Below are 17239 nucleotides of genomic sequence, written 5' to 3'. Positions count from 1 at the left end.
CGGCTAGCCTCGCAAGGCCGGCTTTCCACCTCAATCCGCCTTCTTCTCGCCCTTCTCCCCGGCCTTCACGATATCCCCTGTCGTAAACAGGATTTCCTTCAGTTCCACGCGCCAGTCCGTCTTCTGGCGCAGCAGGAATTCGAGGTCCATGCCGAAATGCTTGAACTCTTCGCTCTGCGCGTTCTTCATGATCGCCTTGGCTTGCGGGTCCTTCTCCACCGACATGCGCTGTTCGTACCAGCTGATCGCTTCCGCCTCCTCGATCAGCGAGGTGATCATGCGGGCAAAGGTCCGCACTTCCTGCGACAGTTCTTCCGGCGGTTCGTGATACTGGTCGAAACCCATGTCGTCCTCCCTCAGCGGCTCGCAAATGGAGCCAGGCATTGGCCCGCTTCCATGAATGCGTGGGAAGCGCTGCGGGTTCCGGGACCACGGCCATAATTCAGGACGGTGGATCCGCGAGCTATCTCACGACACCGGTGCCGCGCCGCCCTCTTCCGTGCGCCTCGCGATGAATGCATCGAGCACGCCTGACGTGGCGGCCGCCGTTCCCGGCGGCTCGAAATCGGCGAGGATGCGTTTCCAGACGCCGGTGGCGCGTTCGGTGGCGTTCTTCGACCCGCTTTGCGTCCAGTTGCCGAAATTCGACCAGTCGGCCACCAGCGGCTCGTAGAAGGCGGTGCGGTAGCGTGCCATGGTGTGGCTGGCCGAGAAGAAGTGGCCGCCCGGCTGCACTTCGGCGATGGCCTCGAAGCCGATTGCGTCGTCGTCGCCGGGGGTCGCGTCGCAAAGTTCCGCGACCGTCTGCAGCGCTTCGATGTCGGTGACCAGCTTTTCCAGGGAAACACTCAAGCCCCCTTCCAGCCAGCCGGCCGCATGGATGCAGACGGTGGCGCCCGACAGCACCGAGCCCCACAGCGCGAACTGCGTCTCGTGCGCGGCCTGCGCGTCCGAAATATTGGCAGCGCTGCCGCCGCCCGAGCGCCAGGGCAGACCGGTGAAGCGCGCCAGCTGGCCTGCACCCAGCGTGGCCTTGACGTGCTCCGGCGTGCCGAAGGCGGGTGCGCCGGATTTCATGTCGACATTGGAGGAGAAGGAACCGTAGACCACCGGCGCGCCCGGCCGCACGATCTGCGCCAGCGTCAGCCCGGCGAGCGCTTCGGCGTGCTGCAAAGTCAGGGCGCCGGCCACCGTGATCGGCGCCATCGCACCGGCCAGGCAGAACGGCGTGATGATCAGGACCTGGCCCGCCTTGGCGAAGTCGATGATGCCATGCGCCATGGGAATATCGAGCTGGCGCGGCGAGTTGGTGTTGATGACGGTGTAGCAATGCGCGCCCGAGCGGAACTCGTCTTCGGACAACCCACGGGCCAGCCTGATCATCTCGAAACTGTCATCGACCTGCGGCGTGCCACGGGCGAACACGAATGGGAATTTGTCGGACAGTGTCAGCTGCGCCCGATTGACGGCATAATGGCGAAAACGATTGTCGATGTCCTGCGGCTCGATACACGGCCCCAGCATGTGCAAGACATCGAAATGCTGCACCAGCTTGATGAGCTCCTCGAAGGCGACCAGCGTTCCAGGCCGCCGGCCGCGGTCGAGATCGGTGACGTTGGGCGCGCCGGAGCCCGCCAGGAATGTCATGGAGCCCAGTTCGAGCGACAGATCGCGAGCGCGCGCGCCTGCATTGGCGTGGATCGATCGCGGCGCCGAGGCTAAGGCTGCCACCACCATGTCGCGGCCGATGCGCACCATGTCGGTGTCGGGATCGACCAGGGCGCCGGCACGGGCGAGCACTTCGCGCGCCTCAGGCAGCAGCACCTTGATGCCCAGTTCTTCCAGCACGCGCAGCGCCGTGTCGTGGATCGACGCCACCTGGTCGTCGGAAAAGATCGGCTGCGGCAGGAATGGATTCCTCAGCGACCGGTAATTGGGCTTGCGGCTTGATTCACTGCCGGCCTCGCCCGTGCGTCCGCGCCGGCGTTCGCGCCTGCTGTCTCGTGCCGCGTCATCGATCATCGCGAATTCCCTCCTCATTGCCGCATCGCCTTGCCCTGGGGATCATAGGGCGAGGCCGCGATGACCCGCGCAGGCCGTTCGACGCCGACAATGTGCACGCAAAGCTGCGTCCCCTCCCCGGCGAAATCGTCGTCCACCAACGCCGGCGCGACGCTCTTGCCGATCGTGTAGCCAAATCCGCCCGAGGTGACGAAGCCAGCGCGGCGGCCTCAAGGCTTCCCTTCCGGTCAGTTCGAAGCCGGCACCCTATATGCACTAGACATGTGTGTCCATTACGCTGGCGGACCGGCATCGCGCACTGTCACGCAAGCATCATGTTCACGCCTTAGATCGCGTTTTGGGGAGGCGCGCGCGGCATCGTCGATGCGGCACCTCTTTCCGTTTTTGTCCTTCGGCCGCTCCGGCATGCTTCGTCACAAAGAGGATTGTCCATGAAACACCTGTACCGAACCGCCTCGCTCGGGGTCGCGCTGGCCTTGTTCACCGCCCTGACACCGGCGCTTGCCGACGGCGTGGCCTACATCAACAAGGGCCTGGTCGGCGTCGGCCGCATGCCGGCTGCTCAGCGCGACAAGTTCGGCGAGACCTTCGGCTCGGGCTCCGGCATGGCAATCGACACTACAGGCTGGACGCATGATGCCGGCACCTACAAGGGATCGCTCTGGCTCCTGCCCGACCGTGGCTACAATGTCGCCGGCACCACCGACTACCGGCCGCGCCTCAACACCATCGGCATCGAGTTCACGCCTGTCGCGCCGGGTGCGGCTCCCGCCGCCGGCCAGGAGCAGACGGGCGTCAAGGCGACGCTTGCCGACACCATGCTCCTCACCGACGACAAGGGCGCCGATGCCACCGGCCTCGATCCGCTGTCGGATGTACGCCCTGCCGCCGGCGACATGCCGATGCTGCCCGTCGCCACCAACGGCAAGCTCGCTCTCGACAATGAGGCCATCGTGCGGCTGCCCGACGGTTCGATGTTCATCTCCGACGAGTACGGCCCCAACATCTACAGGTTCTCCGCGCAAGGCCGCCTGATGTCGGCGACCCAGCCGCCGGCAGCCCTCGTGCCGATGCGCAAGGGAGCGCCGAACTTCTCCTCCGACAATCCCGGTCCGGGCGCCGCCGACCCTGATCCGAAGGATCCCGAAACCGGGCGCCAGAACAACCAGGGCCTCGAAGGCATGGCGATGACGCCGGACGGCAAGTTCCTGATCGCCGTGCTGCAGTCGGCGCCGAGGCAGGACGGCGGCGATTCACCCTCGACGCGCCAGAACACCCGGGCGTTGGTCTATGATGCCTCCGACCTCGCCCATCTGAAGCTCGCGCATGAATACGTCGTGCCGCTGCCGGTGTTCAAGGATGCCAAGGGCAAGACCAAGGTCGCCGCGCAGAGCGAGATCGTGGCGCTTTCGGACACATCCTTCCTGATGCTGGCGCGCGACAGCGGCAACGGCCAGGGCCTGAAGAAGGGTGACGCGTCGCTCTACCGCCAGATCAACATCGTCGACGTGTCCGGGGCGACCGACATCGCGGGCGGCGCCTTCGACGCGGCCGACAAGCCGGTCGCGCCCAAGGGCGTGCTTGATCCCTCGGTGACGCCGGCCAAGCTGACGCCGCTCATCGATATCAACGACGCCGCCCAGCTTGGCCGCTTCGGCCTGCACAATGGTGGGGCGAAGGACCACAACGAGCTTTCGGAGAAGTGGGAAGCGATGTCGTTGGCCAGCGTCCTCGACCCGAAGCTGCCCGACGATTATTTCCTGTTCGTCGGCAACGACAACGACTTCCTCGCCCAGGACGGCTTCCAGGTCGGCGCGCCCTACAAGGCCGATGACGGCGCCGATGTCGACACCATGTTCCTGGTCTATCAGGTCACGCTGCCAGGTCTCGGCAAGAAGTAACGATCACCGCACAAGCGGGCGCGCCTGGCGCGTCCGCCTGTGCAGGTCGTGAAGGCTTACTTCAAGAACTCGGCGTCCTTCGGCACGCCCGCATCGATCGGCTCGGCCGTTCTGCTCGACACGGCCATGATCTTGCCGGCGGCAGACAGGTTGGGCCGCACGAAGACCTGGGCGGGGCCGTTGACGCGGCTGTAGAGGTCGATGATGTCCTGGTTCATGAAGCGCACGCAGCCGGACGACGCGTTCTTGCCGATGGAATCCCATTCCGGCGTGCCGTGCAGCCGGTACATCGTGTCCTTGCCGTCGCGGAAAAGATAGAGCGCGCGGGCGCCCAGCGGGCTCTGCGGTCCGGGCGGCATGCCGTCCTTGTATTTCGCCAGTTCCGGCCGGCGCAGGATCATTTCGGGCGGCGGCGTCCACACCGGCCACTTCTTGCGCGCCTGGACCACGGCGCTGCCGGTCCATCCGAAACCGGCCTTGCCGAGGCTGACGCCGTAGCGCATCGCCTTGCCGCCGTCGCGCACCAGATAGAGGAAATGCTCGGAAACATCGACGACGATCGTGCCAGGCTTTTCTCCGGTCGGATCGGCCACGATCTGGCGCACGAACTTCGGATCGAGCTTGGCAACCGGGATGGCCGGCAGTTGATAACCCTCGTCGGTGCGCGCCGCATACATGGTTGCGGTATCGCCGACAGCCGGCTCGCTTGGCGCAGCCGACGGCGGGACCGGCGCCACTGCCGGCGGCGCCACATCGGTCGTGGTGCACGCCGAGAGAACCACGGAAGCGCAGCCCAAAGCGGACGCGCCAAGAAACGCGCGCCGGCTCAGGCGCTCAGGAACAAGCGGAATATCGGACATGAACCCCCCGGTGAGAAACGCGGCCCAACGCGCCAAGGATCAATATCCCATTCCGCAAGCTTTGAGAACAGGATGGATCATGGCGTGAGCACCGTGGACCGTTCGCGCCCCCGCATCGACCTGTCGGGTTGAATCTGCAATCATCGCGCACCGGACTCGAGATAGGCTTTGTCGGCCATGAACGAAAAAATGCCCGCGCGTCGGCGCACCGGCGACCTGACCAGCGGCCCGATCCCACGCACGCTGCTGCTCTTCGCCTTGCCGGTGCTCGGCTCCAACGTGCTGCAATCGCTGAACGGCTCGGTCAATGCCGTCTGGGTGGGCCGCTTCCTCGGTGAATCGGCGCTGACCGCGACCTCCAACGCCAACCTCGTCCTGTTCCTGATCCTCGGCACGGTGTTCGGCATCGGCATGGCGGCCACCATCCTGGTGGCGCAGTCGGTCGGCGCCCGCGACCTGCCCGAGGCACGCCGCATCGTCGGCACCAGCGCCACGTTCTTCTTCCTCGTTTCGGTGGTCTTCGCGGTTTGCGGCTGGATCTGGGTCGACGCCATCCTGGGCGCGCTTGGCACGCCGGCCGACGCCTTGCCGCTCGCACGCTCCTACCTGCGCATCATCTTCGTCGCCGTGCCGATGATGAACCTTCTGTCCTTCGTCATGACCGTGCTGCGCGGCGCCGGCGATTCCCGCACGCCCTTCATCTTCATGGCGCTTGCGGTCGTGCTCGACATCGTGCTCAATCCCCTGCTCATCCGCGGCATCGGCCCGTTTCCCGAACTCGGCATCGCCGGTTCCGCCACCTCGACGCTGATCGGCCAGACCGTGAGCGTTATCGCCATCCTCGTCGTACTCTACGCGCGCAAGCATCCGTTGCGGCTGGCCGGCACAAATCTCGCCCTGCTGCGCCCGGATCCGGCGCTGCTGCGCATCGTCGTCTTCAAGGGCGTGCCGATGGGCCTGCAGATGATCGTCATCTCGGCGGCGGCACTGACGGTGATGGGCATCGTCAATTCCTATGGTTCGCAAGTCGCCGCCGCCTACGGCATCGCAGCGCAGCTCTGGACCTACATCCAGATGCCGGCGCTCGCGATCGGCGCCGCGGTTTCTTCCATGGCGGCGCAGAATGTCGGCGCCGGCCGCTGGGACCGGATCGGCCGCGTTGCCGCCTCCGGCGTCGGCTTCAACCTCGTCCTGACCGGCGCCCTCGTCGCGCTGCTATGGGTCTTCGACCGCTCGATCCTGAGCCTGTTCCTGAGCAGTGACAGCGCCGCGATCGATATCGCCGCCCACATCAACACCGTAGCATCGTGGTCGTTCATCCTGTTCGGCATCACCATCGTGCTGTTCGCCACGGTGCGCGCCACGGGAGCCGTGATGCCGCCGCTGATCATCCTGGTGATCTCGGTGCTCATCGTGCGCACCGGCTTTGCCTATTACATGCGCGGTGTGATCGGCGAGGAAGCGCTGTGGTGGAGTTTCCCGGCCGGCTCGATCGCCTCGCTGGTCCTGGCTGCGGCCTACTACCGCTTCGGCGGCTGGCGCACCTTGCACATGATCGAGAACAGGCCGGCTGCCGGCGAGCCGCCCGACACCGGGCTTGGCGTGCCGCGCCAGCGCGCGAACATGACACCTGAAACGCCGAACGGCTGAAGCGCACGTGCTGGCGCGGCTGTCTCAGCGCTTCTGTCTGAGCCCGAAGGCGAGCGCCACCAGCGCGAACGCGATGATCATGGCCGCGAAGGCCAGGCTCGCGGCGACAGGGCTGGCATAGGTCGACACGACGCCGATGCCAATGACAGGCAAGGCGTTGCCGACAAAGCAGCAGACGAAGAAGCTCGACACCACTTCGGCACGGCGATCCTGTGGCGCGATCTCGTTCACCACCTGCAGGCCGCCCCGGTAGCCAAGTGCGGCCGCGACACCGCAGCAGGCCGTCGCCACGATCATCAGCGTCATCGAGGCCAGCATCTGCGCCGCCACCACCACCAGCACGCTTGGGATCATCAGGGCCAGGGCGGCCAGCATGGCCTTGCTGCTCTGCACCCGCATCAGCAACACGATGCTGGCCGCCGCGACGATTGCCAGTTCAAAGAACAGCGCGCCGGCAACGGCATGGTTCGTTTCGTTCAGCTGCTGCGCCAGGATGCTCGGCGCCAACGCGGCATAGAAGCCGACCAACGCCATCGCGCCGAAACCGGTCACCGCCGGTGCGACGAAGCGCGTGCGTATCTTCTGAGGTACGGAGAGGCGCGGCCGCATCGAAATCCGCCCGAGGCCATCCGGCTTCGCCACCGTTTCACGGGTGCGCCAGACCAGGACCGTCACCACCGCGAGTGCCACGAGATAGACGACGAACACCAGCCGCAGGGGCCAGGGCTCGTATTGAGCCAACAGGCCCGATATCAGCGACCCGAAACCGAGACCGAGGAAATTGGTGCTGGTGGTGATGATGCTGGCACGCGATTTGTCGGCGGCGGGGAGAAGCTCGGCAATCCAGGCGGTTCCCGTTCCGGCGCCAACGCCGATGCCAAGCCCGCTCAGGATGCGCGCCACGTCGAGCGAGACGACATTTCCGGCGAACAGGAAGATAAGCGCGCTGACAATGGCCACGATCATCGCCGCCAGCGCAGTGGGTCGGCGTCCGACAACATCCGACACGCCACCGAACACCAGCAAGGCGCCGAGATTGCCGACAACGTAGACCGCGTAGATAAGCGTCAAGGTGATCTGCGAAAAGCCGAACTGCTGCTTGTAGATGATATAGAGCGGCGTCAGCGCCGTGCTGCCGGCAAACAGCACCGCGATCATCGCCGCGACAGTCGGGATCGCGAGGACGTCGCCGGCCTCGTTCTGAGTTTGCGCCAAATCACGAAAGGCCATGGCCAACCTCGTCATCAGTTTCAGGGATCGCGACGTTAACGCGCCCTTCCCGCCGGCGTTCCGGTGAACGGCCACGCTCCTGACACCACGGTGGGCCTTGCCTGACCAGGCCGATGATCGCGCAAATGCGGATCGGGGCCTGCGGCCCCGACCCATCGCGGCATCCCTTGTGCCGCATCAGACGCAATCAGTCTGTTTGCAGGAAACCGGGCCTACTTGCAGGAAAAACCGGGCGCGATCTTGCACTTGCCGGGACGCGGCTTGTGCGGTGGGCGATGGTGCGGAGGGCGGTGATGGGGCCGATGGTGCCAGTATGGCGGCCGATGCGGCGGGCGCACGATGATAACCGGCGGATGCACGACTTGGGCTCGCGAGAGATAGCCGGAGCTGGCCCAGCCGCTGACACCGCCGCCATGGATCCTGCACCAGCCAGGCTGGCAGCCGGTCACGTCAACCCGGAAGCCGGCCGGCAGCGTCCCGACCTTGGCGTATTCCGCGCCGGGCCCGGTACGCACGTTGAGGCTGGTCGTGGTATGGGCGCCGTAGGCGAAGGCCGCGGCGGACGTCCCGAAGACGGCGGCCAGGATGGTCGCTATCGCAAGCAGAAATCGAAATCTCATCAGTCCCTCCATCGAGTGCCGGCCGTTCGACTGCTTCGGCCGGGACAGCATCGCAACGGGAGAGGCCGCGGCAAGAAAAGTCAACAAGCTGCCAGGGCCGATCACCACGATCACCGGTCCTGCGTGGAAGTTTCCCCTGGTATAGTTGAGGAATTTTCCTCACACTGTTTATCGGCGCGCCAACATCCGCTAACGGTTTACTATCTTTCGGCAATTCGTCGCGGACCGGGTGGTGATCATGGGCAAAGGCAGGGTCGAGGCATTCACCGACGGCGTGGTGGCGATCATCATCACCATCATGGTGCTGGACCTGAAGGTGCCGGAAGGCGAGGATTTTTCGGCGCTGCTGCCGCAGTGGCCGATCTTCCTATGCTACGTGCTCTCCTTCATCAATGTCGGCATCTACTGGAACAATCTGCACAACATGTTCCACACCGTGCAGCGTGTCGACGGCCACGTGCTGTGGGCGAACCTGCATCTGTTGTTCTGGTTGTCCCTGATGCCGGTGACGACCGCCTTCATGGGCGAGAACCATTTCGCCACGGTTCCCGTCGCGGTTTACGGTTTCGACCTTGTGATGTGTGCGACCGCCTACAGCATCCTGGTCATTGCGCTGCATCGGCTGCATGGGCCGGATACCGCATTCGCCAAGGCCATCGGCCGCGACCGTAAGGGAAGGATTTCGCTTGCCGTCTATATAGTGGCCGTTGGGCTGACCTTCCTCGACCGGTGGATCGGCGTCGCGCTCTATGTCGCCGTCGCCTTGGTCTGGCTGGTGCCGGACACGCGTTTTTCGCGCGTTCTCGAAAAATAGCTCTTTGTCCGGCGCAATCCCCTAGAAAGCGTTATGCGCATTTCCCGGGAAAACCGCCTCACGCCTCTCCTGGAATTGCTTAACCGCGCATCGCCTTCAGCTTCTCCGCGACGGAAGCGGCAAGCTCGGCATAGCGCTCTTCCAGCCGCTCCGCCGCCTTGATGATCGAGAAATCATGGCCGAACTTCTCCAGCGCCATGCGCAGCTTCTCGACGAACTCCGCTTGCTTTTCCAATGCGGAGAACAAGGTTTTCACCTGGGCTTCGCTGATATCCGGGTTGGCCAGCATCTGTGGCACCTCGCGCCCCATCTGGTCGCCGGTGGCGGTCTGCTCCTTCAGAATTGCAACCCAATCCGTCAATCGGAAATCTCCCTTTTGGCGTCGCAGCATGCGCAGCCACGACCGGACTGGTCAACCCGACAAGCCCGGACGGCGGCTTGCACAAGCCCGTTCCGGCGCTAAGTTCGGCGCCATCGAAAAAGGAAACCATCGCCGATGATCCCCGATACCGAGATCCAGACCGCCTTGCCCGCGCTTGGCCAAGGCAATACCGCCGTCATCACCGGCGCCGCCAGCGGTATTGGTCTTGCGGCGGCCAAACGGCTGGCGCTGATGGGCATGAAGATCGTGCTCGCCGACATTGGCGGCCCGCGCCTCGACGATGCCTCGCGAGCCGTTGCCGCGATTGCCGGCGACGACGCCGTGCTTGCCGTTGCATCGGACGTATCGAAGGCCGATGAGGTGGATCGTTTGGCCGACCGGGCATTCGGCGCCTTCGGCGACGTCTCGCTGCTGATGAACAATGCCGGCGTCGGCGACAACCCGGGAAAACCCTGGGACAACCGCGACGGCTGGAAACGGCTGCTCGACATCAATTTCTGGGGCATCGTGCATGGCGTCGAAGCTTTCACGCCACGCATGCTGGCGTCGGCCAAGCCGGGCCTGATCGTCAACACCGGCTCCAAGCAAGGCATCACCACGCCTCCCGGCAATCTCGCCTACAACGTTTCCAAAGCTGGCGTGAAGACCTTTACCGAGGGCCTGGCGCATGCGTTGAGGAATGAGCCTGGCGCCCGCCTGTCGGCGCATCTGCTCATCCCCGGCTTCACCTATACCGGCCTGACCGAAGGCGCGACGGAAAAGCCGGCGGGAGCGTGGACCGGCGAGCAGGTGATCGATTTCATGCTGGAATCGCTGGTCAGGGGTGACTTCTACATCCTCTGTCCCGACAATGAGGCCGCGCGGCCGCTGGATGAAAAGCGCATGGCCTGGGCGATCGGCGACATTATCGAAAACCGCCCTGCCTTGTCGCGCTGGCACCCCGACCACAAGGATGCGTTCGCGGCGTTCATGAAAGGCTGAGCCTCAAGCCGCGGTCTTCTTCGCACCTCGCTTCGGAGCAACCGCCTTCTTGGCCGCCATGGTGGCGATCTTCTCGTCGTGCCGCTTAGCCGCCCGCTCGCATTTGGCGCGGATCTCCTGAACCTCGGCTTCAGTCAGATGCTCGATGCCGATGAAGGTGTTTTTGGCCGCGCTGACCCGTATCAGTTCGTCGAGCTTGGCCTGGATCGCCGCGCCGTCGCGATTCTGGGTGTTCTGGATGAGAAACACCATCAGGAACGTGATGATCGTCGTCCCGGTGTTGATCACCAGTTGCCAGGTGTCCGAGAACGCGAAGAGTGGCCCGCTTACTCCCCAGACGATGACGATCAAGCAACAGAGTGCGAACGTGGGCGACAGGCCAGCAAGGTGAGCCACCCGGTTGGCGATTTTGGTGAAAAGCTTCTCGATCATGAACTCCCTCGGACAGCGCGGCTCCGTGCGGGCACAAGAGGAAACAACCAGCAGCCATTTCAGGTTCCCGCAGGCAAAAAAATACAACCGATGCAATTAAATGCACGCGAAGCGCGCATTCGGCACAAAACACACCTTATCGGTTCAATGTCATGGTAACCGCGCAGGCAAGTGCCTGTTCCTTCCGCTTCACAGCGGTTTACCTCCAGCCCCTTCCGCCGCGCCACCCCCGCATGGCGGAAGGGGTTTCATTCCGGAGAGCGCCAAGAACAGTTCCCTGCGCAGCCGTGACGGCGAGGCCCAAACCGTTCTCCGCTGGAGATTAAACGGCGTCGTTTTCCCAGCGGTCGAGGAAGGCTTCGATCGGCATTGCCTGCATGTCGGGAACCGCCCTGGCGAGTTTCTCGACCGGCCAGTCCCACCAGGCGAGAGCCTCGATGCGTGCCGCTATTTCAGGGGCAAAGCGCGGCCTGATCGGCTTCGCCGGCACGCCGGCGACGATCGTGTAGGATGGCACGTCCCGCGTCACCACCGCATTGGCGCCGATGACCGCGCCATTGCCGATGGCGATGCCAGGCAAGATGACCGCGCCGTGGCCGACCCAGACATCATTGCCGATGGTCACGGCCTTCGACCGCCGCCGGTCGCGAAACGCGGCATCGACGCCCAGCCAGCGAAAATATTCGTTCGGCCGATAGCTGACCTTGTGCTGGGTCAGCCGCTCGATCGGATGCTCCAGCGCATTGATGCGGCTGTTGGCGGCGATGGAGCAGAATTTGCCGATCGTCGTATAGATCGCCTCGGCATGGCGTTCGAAATAGGAGAAATCGCCGACGATGACCTCGCGCAGCACGACGCGTTCGCCGATCGAGGCGTAGCGGCCAAGCTTGCAGCCCTTCATCTCCGCCGTTGGATGGATGCGCGGCTCGGGGTCCTTCGCGACGAGATCTTCGGAACGGTTCATGCCGGCGGCTTTACGTCAGAGCGATTGGTCCCGCAAGCAGGAGCCGATCATCGCCAGAGTAGCACCAGGAAGAGTTCACCCGCCTATTTCGGCTTGCTGTTGCTCCACACCACGTTCTGGCCGTAGAGCGGCACCGTCGTAACCGACATCTTGGCCGAGCCGTTCTGCACCTGGCGCGAGTGCGACAGATAGATCAGCGTCTCGTTCTTCTTGTCGTAGATGCGGTTCACCACCTGCTTCTTCCAGATCAGGCTGAGGCCTTGCTTGAACACCTCCTCGCCGCCCTCGCTCATGTCGATGTCGCCAATGGTGATCGGCCCGGTTTGGCGGCACGAGATCGAGGAATCGCTGGGATCCTCGAACCAATTGCCCTTGTGCAGGCGGTCGATGACGCTTCGGTCGAAATAGGAAACATGGCAGGTCACGCCATCCACCTTCGGGTCCTTGATCGCGTCGATGATGATGTCGTTGCCGACCCAGTCGACGCCGACCTTGCCGACTTCCTCGGCAACGGCGCTACCGGCGCCAAGCGCAACGCATGCCGCCAACGCGCCGCCGATCAGTTTCCGCCCAGTCAGTTCGAGCCCAATCAGTTCGAGCAAAGAAGCCTCCTCGGTTCGAGTTGCCGGTCTCAGGTGGGGCGGGCTGTGCGGCTTTGCAAGCAGATGCGTCAACACCACAGCGGTTGCGGCAACGCGGCACTTTGCCTGTGCGAGGCTGAACCGCTAAGACTGTGGCCGAACAAGGGGCGCAGGCTTTGGCCGGCCCACCCCATGACATTACAGACGGACTTTTCTGATGATGCGTTCTATCCTGGTCGGCATTCTCGTCCTGATGGCAGCCGGCATCGGCTGGCTGACCTTCGACTGGTATCGCGGCCATTATGGCGGCGAACCGTTCGGCGCGGCGTTCACCCTGGTCGACCAGAAAGGCGCACCGATTACCGAGGCCGCTTTCCGGGGCCAGCCCAGCGTCGTCTTCTTCGGCTTTACCCATTGTCCCGAAGTTTGCCCGACCACGCTGTTCGAACTCTCCGGCTGGCTGAAGACGCTCGGCGACAACGGCAAGGACCTGCATGCCTATTTCGTCTCGGTCGATCCGGAGCGCGATACACCGCAGGTCATGAACGCCTATGTCAGCAATTTCTCCGACCGCATCACCGGCATCACCGGCGACCCGGACAAGGTCCATGCCATGGCCAAGGCGTTCGGCATCTACTGGAAGAAGGTCGACACCGGCGACGGCGACTACACCATGGACCACACCGCCTCGGTGCTGCTGCTCAACGCCAAGGGCGACTTTGCCGGCACGATCGCCTATGGCGAGAGCGCCGACACCGCCGTGGAGAAGCTGAAGCGCCTCGCCGCGAACGGCTGACCAGAATTCACATGACCCAGACGCGGCTCCACTTCACCACCGGAAAGATCGAGGCGGAGCGCATCTTCGCGGCGCTCGAAACGGCCTTCGAGGATGAAGGCCTGCCGATCGCCGTGCTGGAGGTCGATGAAGACGCCGACATCCATGAGGTCTCGCTCTATGCCGATGGCGACGTCGACGCGGTCGAGGCGCGGCTGAAGGACGTTCTCGCCGGCCTTGCTTTGTCGAGACCCGTCGAGCGCGAGGCGCTGCCCGACATCGACTGGGTGGCACGTTCCCTGGAAGGCCTGAAGCCGGTGCGCGCCGGCCGGTTCTTCGTCCATGGCGCGCATGACAGCAGGAAGCGTCACAGCGGCGAGCTCGCCATCGAGATCGAGGCGGGCCTTGCCTTCGGCACCGGCCATCACGGCACCACCGCCGGATGCCTCGAAATGCTGGAGAAAGTCGTGCGGCGCGAGCACCCGCGCAACGCGCTCGACCTCGGCACAGGCAGTGCGGTGCTGGCGATCGCCGTCGCCAAGCTGGCGCATATTCCGGTGCTGGCCACCGACATCGATCCGGTGGCGGTCAAGGTCGCCGCCGCCAATGCGCGGCTAAACCACGTCAAGGCGCTCATCGAGACGGTGACCGCGCCGGGCTTTCATCACCCGATCTTCGCCAGGCGCGCGCCCTTCGACCTCATCGTCGCCAACATATTGGCGCGGCCGCTGATGCGGCTCGCGCCGCAAATGGCAGGCCATATCGCGCTTGGCGGCTCGATCGTGCTGTCAGGCATCCTAGACCGCCAGCGCGATGCGGTGGTATCGGCCTATGTCGGCCAGAATTTCCGCCATATCAGCACCTTGCACCGCGAAGGCTGGGTGACGATCCACCTCAAGCGCTGAGGCCGGCAAAGCCATTGCCGATCAATGGTTGTCGGCAAGGCATCGCCAAGAGAATGCCGGCGCCGTCCGCTTCAGGCCTCGGCTGGACCAGCCCCATTTGGTTGTCAGCCAGGCAATGCTGTAGCAGGTTGCGCCAGCCGGAAATCGATTCCGATTTCCAGGCCCATGCGCTACGGTCAAGCTGATATCAAGAGGCCCATCATGTTCCAGACCTTCGATTCCGCGGGCGATCCGGCAGTCGGCAAGCCACGCGTGGCGCTGCTGCGCCAATGGCTCAGCGACAATGGCCTCGATGGCTTCATCGTTCCGCGCGCCGACGAGCACCAGGGCGAATACGTCGCCGATCGTTCTGCACGGCTGAAATGGCTGACCGGCTTCAGCGGCTCGGCCGGCGTCGCCGTCGTGCTGCGCGACCGCGCCTTCGTTTTTGTCGACGGGCGCTACACGCTGCAGGTGCGGGGCGAAGTCGACCTCGGCATCTTTTCGATCGAGAGCCTGGTCGACAATCCGCCCAATGTCTGGCTCGGGGACAACATCGGCAAAGGGGCGCGGCTGGGCTTCGATCCCTGGCTGCACACGATCAGCGAGGTCAAGGCGCTGCAGGCCTCCGCCGATAAGACCGGCGCGGTGCTCACGCCGCTAGACAGGAACCCGATCGACATCATCTGGAAGGATCAGCCCGCCGCACCCGTAACCCCCGTCGAACTGCACCCGATCGGCTTTGCCGGCGAGCTCGCCAAGGACAAGCTGGCGCGGCTGGCAACGGCGATCGGCAAGGACGGCGCAACCCATGCGGTGCTGACCGACCCCTCCTCTATCGCCTGGGCTTTCAACATTCGTGGCGGCGACGTCCCGCATACGCCGCTGGCGCTCGGCTTCGCCATTCTCGCCGCCGACGGATCGCACCAGCTTTTCATGGAGCGACGCAAGTTCTCGCGTCAGGTGGCGGCCTATCTCACCCAGCTCGCCGATCCGCGTGAGCCCGGCGAATTCGAGGCCGCGATCGTGGCGCTTGCCAAAAGCGGCGCGAAAATCGCGCTCGATCCGGTGCTGGCGGCCGACCGTCTGCGCATGCTGGTCGAGGACAATGGCGGCACGATGATTGCCGCGCCCGATCCCGCCCGTATTCCGCGCGCCACCAAAAACCAGGCCGAGATCAACGGCTCACGCGCCGCGCATCGCCGCGACGGCGCGGCGGTGGCCAAGCTTTTGTGCTGGCTCGACCGGCAGCAGCCCGGCTCCCTCGACGAGATCGCGGTCGTCACCAGGCTCGAAGAGACCCGCCGGCAGACCGGCGAGGAAACCCAGATGCCGCTGCGCGACGTCTCCTTCGATACCATTTCCGGCGCCGGCCCGAACGGCGCCATCATGCATTACCGCGTCTCGCGCGCCACCAGCCGCAAGCTGCAGGCTGGTGAGCTGTTCCTGCTCGATTCCGGCGCGCAATACCAGGATGGCACCACTGACATCACCCGCACGGTGCCGATCGGCCAGCCGACCGAGGAGATGCGCGAGCGCTTCACGCTGGTGCTGAAAGGCATGATCGGCATTTCGACGCTGCGCTTCCCCGCCGGCACGCGCGGCTCGGAGATCGACGCCGTCGCCCGCATGGCGTTGTGGAAGCATGGCTGCGATTTCGCCCATGGCACCGGCCATGGCGTCGGCTCGTACCTGGCCGTGCATGAGGGTCCGCAGCGCATCGCCCGCACCGGCACCGAAAAGCTGCTCGAAGGCATGATGCTGTCCAACGAGCCCGGCTATTACAAGGAAGGCGCCTACGGCATCCGCATCGAGAACCTCATCCTGGCGACGCCGGCCGAACAGATCGAGGGCGGCGACATCGCCATGCACGGTTTCGAGACGCTGACGCTCGCCCCGATCGACGTCAGGCTGGTGCGATCGGACCTGCTGACACGTGACGAACTGCACTGGCTCGACACCTACCACGCCCGCGTGCTTACCGAGATCGGTCCGATGCTCGACGGCGAAACGCTGGCCTGGCTGGAAAAGGCGACAGCACCGCTGCCGCATGACGCGAAGATTTGAATTTTTGAGGCGCCAGGGCGATGCGCCCCTACCCCACGAACTGCCGTGCCAGGATCAGCACCACCGCCCCGGCCAGAAACATCGCCATCAGCCCGCCGCGCAGCGAAACCACCGCCGTGACGACCAGGGCTGCCCACTCCGCCGGTCCGGCATTCAACAGTTCCGGCGCCACCAGCGTGGTCAACACCGCCGCCGGCACGGCGTTGAGACCGGCTTCCACGCGCGGATGGATGTGATCGAAGCGAGAGATGACCAGATGGCCACCGATGCGCGTGAGATAGGTGGCGATCGCGCCGGCGATGATGATCCAGAATGTCGTGCTCATGACCTTGCCTCCACGCCGCTGTGGTGCGGCGGCAGAATGACGGCGAGCAGCACGCCGGCGACGGCGCCTATGGAGACATGCCAGGGCGAACCCACCGTCTTGTAGGCGACGATCGAGGCGCAGGCGCTGGCGACGACCACCGGCAACCACAGCGGCCGCTTGCGAAAGCCCATCACGAGGCCGAGGAAATAGATCGGCAGCAGGAAATCGATGCCCAGCGAATGGGTGTCCGGGATGAGCTTGCCGAACAGCGCGCCGAGCGCGCTTTCGACGATCCAGAACAGATAGACCGGCAGGCCAAGCCCCAGATACCAGGCGAAGCCGACCGTTTGTCCGGACTGCGCCCGCGCCTCGGCGACCGCGAACTGCGGATCGGTGAGGATGAAATAGCCGAGCGCTTGGCTGATGACAGGCCAGTGCGCGATGCGCCGCCCGATGCCGGCGGAGTAAAGCACGTGGCGGAAATTGACGGCGAAGATCGAGAGCACGACCAGCCACGGCGCGACATGCTGGCCGAACAGCTGGATGCCGACCATCTGGCTGGCGCCGCCATAGACCAGCGCGCTCATCAGGAAGGCTTCAAGGACCGAGAAGCCATTGTCGACGGCGAGCGCGCCGAACAGCACGGCGAACGGCGCCGACGCTACCACGACCGGCATGGAGAGCCGCACGCCCTGCCAGAAATCGCTTTTGCCGCCGCTCTCTGAAATCACGTCCGTCGCCATCGGCCACTCCTGATGCATGTCGCCCA

Annotated in this window: 18 protein-coding genes and 1 pseudogene; 7 read left to right on the top strand and 12 right to left on the bottom strand. The window is 64.6% G+C overall.

All coding sequences use genetic code 11. The features are described 5' to 3' along the window. Positions 1-30: 30 nt before the first annotated feature. The 3 genes and pseudogenes from O7A70_RS25390 to O7A70_RS25380 form a co-directional block, all read right to left on the bottom strand. A complete protein-coding gene (locus tag O7A70_RS25390; RefSeq protein ID WP_337142854.1) occupies positions 31-345 on the bottom strand; it encodes a ferritin family protein in 315 nt (104 codons plus the stop codon). Between the two features lie 123 nt (positions 346-468). Beyond that, complete coding sequence (locus O7A70_RS25385; protein WP_337142853.1) at positions 469-2022, bottom strand: trimethylamine methyltransferase family protein; 1554 nt, start codon at positions 2020-2022, stop codon at positions 469-471. 14 nt (positions 2023-2036) lie between these two features. Next, positions 2037-2231, bottom strand: a pseudogene (locus O7A70_RS25380) (glycine cleavage T C-terminal barrel domain-containing protein); the annotation flags it as partial. A gap of 222 nt (positions 2232-2453) precedes the next feature. Here O7A70_RS25380 and O7A70_RS25375 point away from each other — a divergent pair. Then, positions 2454-3923: an esterase-like activity of phytase family protein gene (locus O7A70_RS25375; protein ID WP_337142832.1), complete on the top strand. Its 1470-nt coding sequence runs from the start codon at positions 2454-2456 to the stop codon at positions 3921-3923. A 56-nt stretch (positions 3924-3979) separates the two neighbouring features. On the opposite strand, the gene O7A70_RS25370 is transcribed toward O7A70_RS25375, so the two are convergent. Continuing rightward, a complete protein-coding gene (locus tag O7A70_RS25370) occupies positions 3980-4783 on the bottom strand; it encodes a L,D-transpeptidase (RefSeq protein WP_337142831.1) in 804 nt (267 codons plus the stop codon). Positions 4784-4960: 177 nt separating this feature from the next. Between O7A70_RS25370 and O7A70_RS25365 the strand changes: the two genes are divergently transcribed. After that, a complete protein-coding gene (locus O7A70_RS25365; RefSeq protein WP_337142830.1) occupies positions 4961-6433 on the top strand; it encodes an MATE family efflux transporter in 1473 nt (490 codons plus the stop codon). Positions 6434-6457: 24 nt separating this feature from the next. Here O7A70_RS25365 and O7A70_RS25360 read toward each other — a convergent pair whose 3' ends face one another. Continuing rightward, positions 6458-7663 carry an MFS transporter gene (locus tag O7A70_RS25360; protein WP_337142829.1) on the bottom strand — a complete coding sequence of 402 codons (1206 nt, stop codon included), beginning with the start codon at positions 7661-7663 and terminating at the stop codon, positions 6458-6460. Positions 7664-7875: 212 nt separating this feature from the next. Then, positions 7876-8283: an SH3 domain-containing protein gene (locus tag O7A70_RS25355; RefSeq protein ID WP_337142828.1), complete on the bottom strand. Its 408-nt coding sequence runs from the start codon at positions 8281-8283 to the stop codon at positions 7876-7878. A gap of 238 nt (positions 8284-8521) precedes the next feature. Here O7A70_RS25355 and O7A70_RS25350 point away from each other — a divergent pair, with 238 nt between their 5' ends. Then, positions 8522-9097, top strand: coding sequence for a TMEM175 family protein (locus O7A70_RS25350; protein ID WP_337142827.1), 576 nt, complete (start codon positions 8522-8524; stop codon positions 9095-9097). A 79-nt stretch (positions 9098-9176) separates the two neighbouring features. Here the strand turns inward: O7A70_RS25350 and O7A70_RS25345 are convergent, their stop codons facing one another. After that, on the bottom strand, positions 9177-9458 hold the full coding sequence (locus tag O7A70_RS25345; RefSeq protein ID WP_027141668.1) for a hypothetical protein: 282 nt from the start codon (positions 9456-9458) through the stop codon (positions 9177-9179). A gap of 135 nt (positions 9459-9593) precedes the next feature. Here O7A70_RS25345 and O7A70_RS25340 point away from each other — a divergent pair, with 135 nt between their 5' ends. Then, positions 9594-10460 (top strand): SDR family NAD(P)-dependent oxidoreductase, encoded by an 867-nt coding sequence (locus tag O7A70_RS25340; RefSeq protein ID WP_337142826.1) that lies wholly within the window; start codon positions 9594-9596, stop codon positions 10458-10460. A 3-nt stretch (positions 10461-10463) separates the two neighbouring features. Here the strand turns inward: O7A70_RS25340 and O7A70_RS25335 are convergent, their stop codons facing one another. From O7A70_RS25335 to O7A70_RS25325, 3 genes are all read right to left on the bottom strand, one after another. Then, positions 10464-10892, bottom strand: a complete 429-nt coding sequence (locus tag O7A70_RS25335) for a low affinity iron permease family protein (RefSeq protein ID WP_337142851.1) — start codon at positions 10890-10892, stop codon at positions 10464-10466. A gap of 322 nt (positions 10893-11214) precedes the next feature. Beyond that, positions 11215-11856 carry a DapH/DapD/GlmU-related protein gene (locus O7A70_RS25330; protein ID WP_337142825.1) on the bottom strand — a complete coding sequence of 214 codons (642 nt, stop codon included), beginning with the start codon at positions 11854-11856 and terminating at the stop codon, positions 11215-11217. Positions 11857-11939: 83 nt separating this feature from the next. Further along, positions 11940-12458 carry a CreA family protein gene (locus O7A70_RS25325; RefSeq protein WP_337142824.1) on the bottom strand — a complete coding sequence of 173 codons (519 nt, stop codon included), beginning with the start codon at positions 12456-12458 and terminating at the stop codon, positions 11940-11942. 196 nt (positions 12459-12654) lie between these two features. Here O7A70_RS25325 and O7A70_RS25320 point away from each other — a divergent pair, with 196 nt between their 5' ends. The 3 genes from O7A70_RS25320 to O7A70_RS25310 all read left to right on the top strand — a co-directional run bounded on the left by O7A70_RS25320 (position 12655) and on the right by O7A70_RS25310 (position 16163). Then, on the top strand, positions 12655-13233 hold the full coding sequence (locus tag O7A70_RS25320) for an SCO family protein (protein WP_337142823.1): 579 nt from the start codon (positions 12655-12657) through the stop codon (positions 13231-13233). Between the two features lie 11 nt (positions 13234-13244). Continuing rightward, the gene (locus O7A70_RS25315) at positions 13245-14117 is read left to right on the top strand and encodes a 50S ribosomal protein L11 methyltransferase (protein ID WP_337142822.1); all 873 of its coding nucleotides are present in this window, start codon (positions 13245-13247) and stop codon (positions 14115-14117) included. Between the two features lie 201 nt (positions 14118-14318). Further along, the gene (locus O7A70_RS25310; protein ID WP_337142821.1) at positions 14319-16163 is read left to right on the top strand and encodes an aminopeptidase P family protein; all 1845 of its coding nucleotides are present in this window, start codon (positions 14319-14321) and stop codon (positions 16161-16163) included. Positions 16164-16191: 28 nt separating this feature from the next. Here O7A70_RS25310 and O7A70_RS25305 read toward each other — a convergent pair whose 3' ends face one another. Together O7A70_RS25305 and O7A70_RS25300 are read right to left on the bottom strand one after the other, a co-directional pair. After that, positions 16192-16488, bottom strand: a complete 297-nt coding sequence (locus O7A70_RS25305) for an AzlD family protein (RefSeq protein ID WP_027141660.1) — start codon at positions 16486-16488, stop codon at positions 16192-16194. Next, on the bottom strand, positions 16485-17213 hold the full coding sequence (locus O7A70_RS25300; protein WP_337142820.1) for an AzlC family ABC transporter permease: 729 nt from the start codon (positions 17211-17213) through the stop codon (positions 16485-16487). Before O7A70_RS25300 ends, O7A70_RS25305 begins: the two co-directional genes overlap by 4 nt. Positions 17214-17239: the final 26 nt, after the last annotated feature.

The sequence above is a fragment of the Mesorhizobium sp. Cs1299R1N1 genome, from assembly GCF_037179655.1.
GTDB lineage: Bacteria > Pseudomonadota > Alphaproteobacteria > Rhizobiales > Rhizobiaceae > Mesorhizobium > Mesorhizobium salmacidum.
This window is presented reverse-complemented; position numbering and strand designations above follow the sequence as displayed.

What these genes read in the sequence shown, in the direction of transcription:
- O7A70_RS25385 (WP_337142853.1), bottom strand. Translation starts at nt 2,022, where the DNA reads ATGATCGATGACGCGGCACGAGACAGCAGGCGCGAACGCCGGCGCGGA.
- O7A70_RS25340 (WP_337142826.1), top strand. Translation starts at nt 9,594, where the DNA reads ATGATCCCCGATACCGAGATCCAGACCGCCTTGCCCGCGCTTGGCCAA.
- O7A70_RS25350 (WP_337142827.1), top strand. Translation starts at nt 8,522, where the DNA reads ATGGGCAAAGGCAGGGTCGAGGCATTCACCGACGGCGTGGTGGCGATC.
- O7A70_RS25360 (WP_337142829.1), bottom strand. Translation starts at nt 7,663, where the DNA reads ATGGCCTTTCGTGATTTGGCGCAAACTCAGAACGAGGCCGGCGACGTC.
- O7A70_RS25370 (WP_337142831.1), bottom strand. Translation starts at nt 4,783, where the DNA reads ATGTCCGATATTCCGCTTGTTCCTGAGCGCCTGAGCCGGCGCGCGTTT.
- O7A70_RS25375 (WP_337142832.1), top strand. Translation starts at nt 2,454, where the DNA reads ATGAAACACCTGTACCGAACCGCCTCGCTCGGGGTCGCGCTGGCCTTG.
- O7A70_RS25300 (WP_337142820.1), bottom strand. Translation starts at nt 17,213, where the DNA reads ATGGCGACGGACGTGATTTCAGAGAGCGGCGGCAAAAGCGATTTCTGG.
- O7A70_RS25315 (WP_337142822.1), top strand. Translation starts at nt 13,245, where the DNA reads ATGACCCAGACGCGGCTCCACTTCACCACCGGAAAGATCGAGGCGGAG.
- O7A70_RS25335 (WP_337142851.1), bottom strand. Translation starts at nt 10,892, where the DNA reads ATGATCGAGAAGCTTTTCACCAAAATCGCCAACCGGGTGGCTCACCTT.
- O7A70_RS25355 (WP_337142828.1), bottom strand. Translation starts at nt 8,283, where the DNA reads ATGAGATTTCGATTTCTGCTTGCGATAGCGACCATCCTGGCCGCCGTC.
- O7A70_RS25390 (WP_337142854.1), bottom strand. Translation starts at nt 345, where the DNA reads ATGGGTTTCGACCAGTATCACGAACCGCCGGAAGAACTGTCGCAGGAA.
- O7A70_RS25330 (WP_337142825.1), bottom strand. Translation starts at nt 11,856, where the DNA reads ATGAACCGTTCCGAAGATCTCGTCGCGAAGGACCCCGAGCCGCGCATC.
- O7A70_RS25365 (WP_337142830.1), top strand. Translation starts at nt 4,961, where the DNA reads ATGAACGAAAAAATGCCCGCGCGTCGGCGCACCGGCGACCTGACCAGC.
- O7A70_RS25305 (WP_027141660.1), bottom strand. Translation starts at nt 16,488, where the DNA reads ATGAGCACGACATTCTGGATCATCATCGCCGGCGCGATCGCCACCTAT.
- O7A70_RS25320 (WP_337142823.1), top strand. Translation starts at nt 12,655, where the DNA reads ATGATGCGTTCTATCCTGGTCGGCATTCTCGTCCTGATGGCAGCCGGC.
- O7A70_RS25310 (WP_337142821.1), top strand. Translation starts at nt 14,319, where the DNA reads ATGTTCCAGACCTTCGATTCCGCGGGCGATCCGGCAGTCGGCAAGCCA.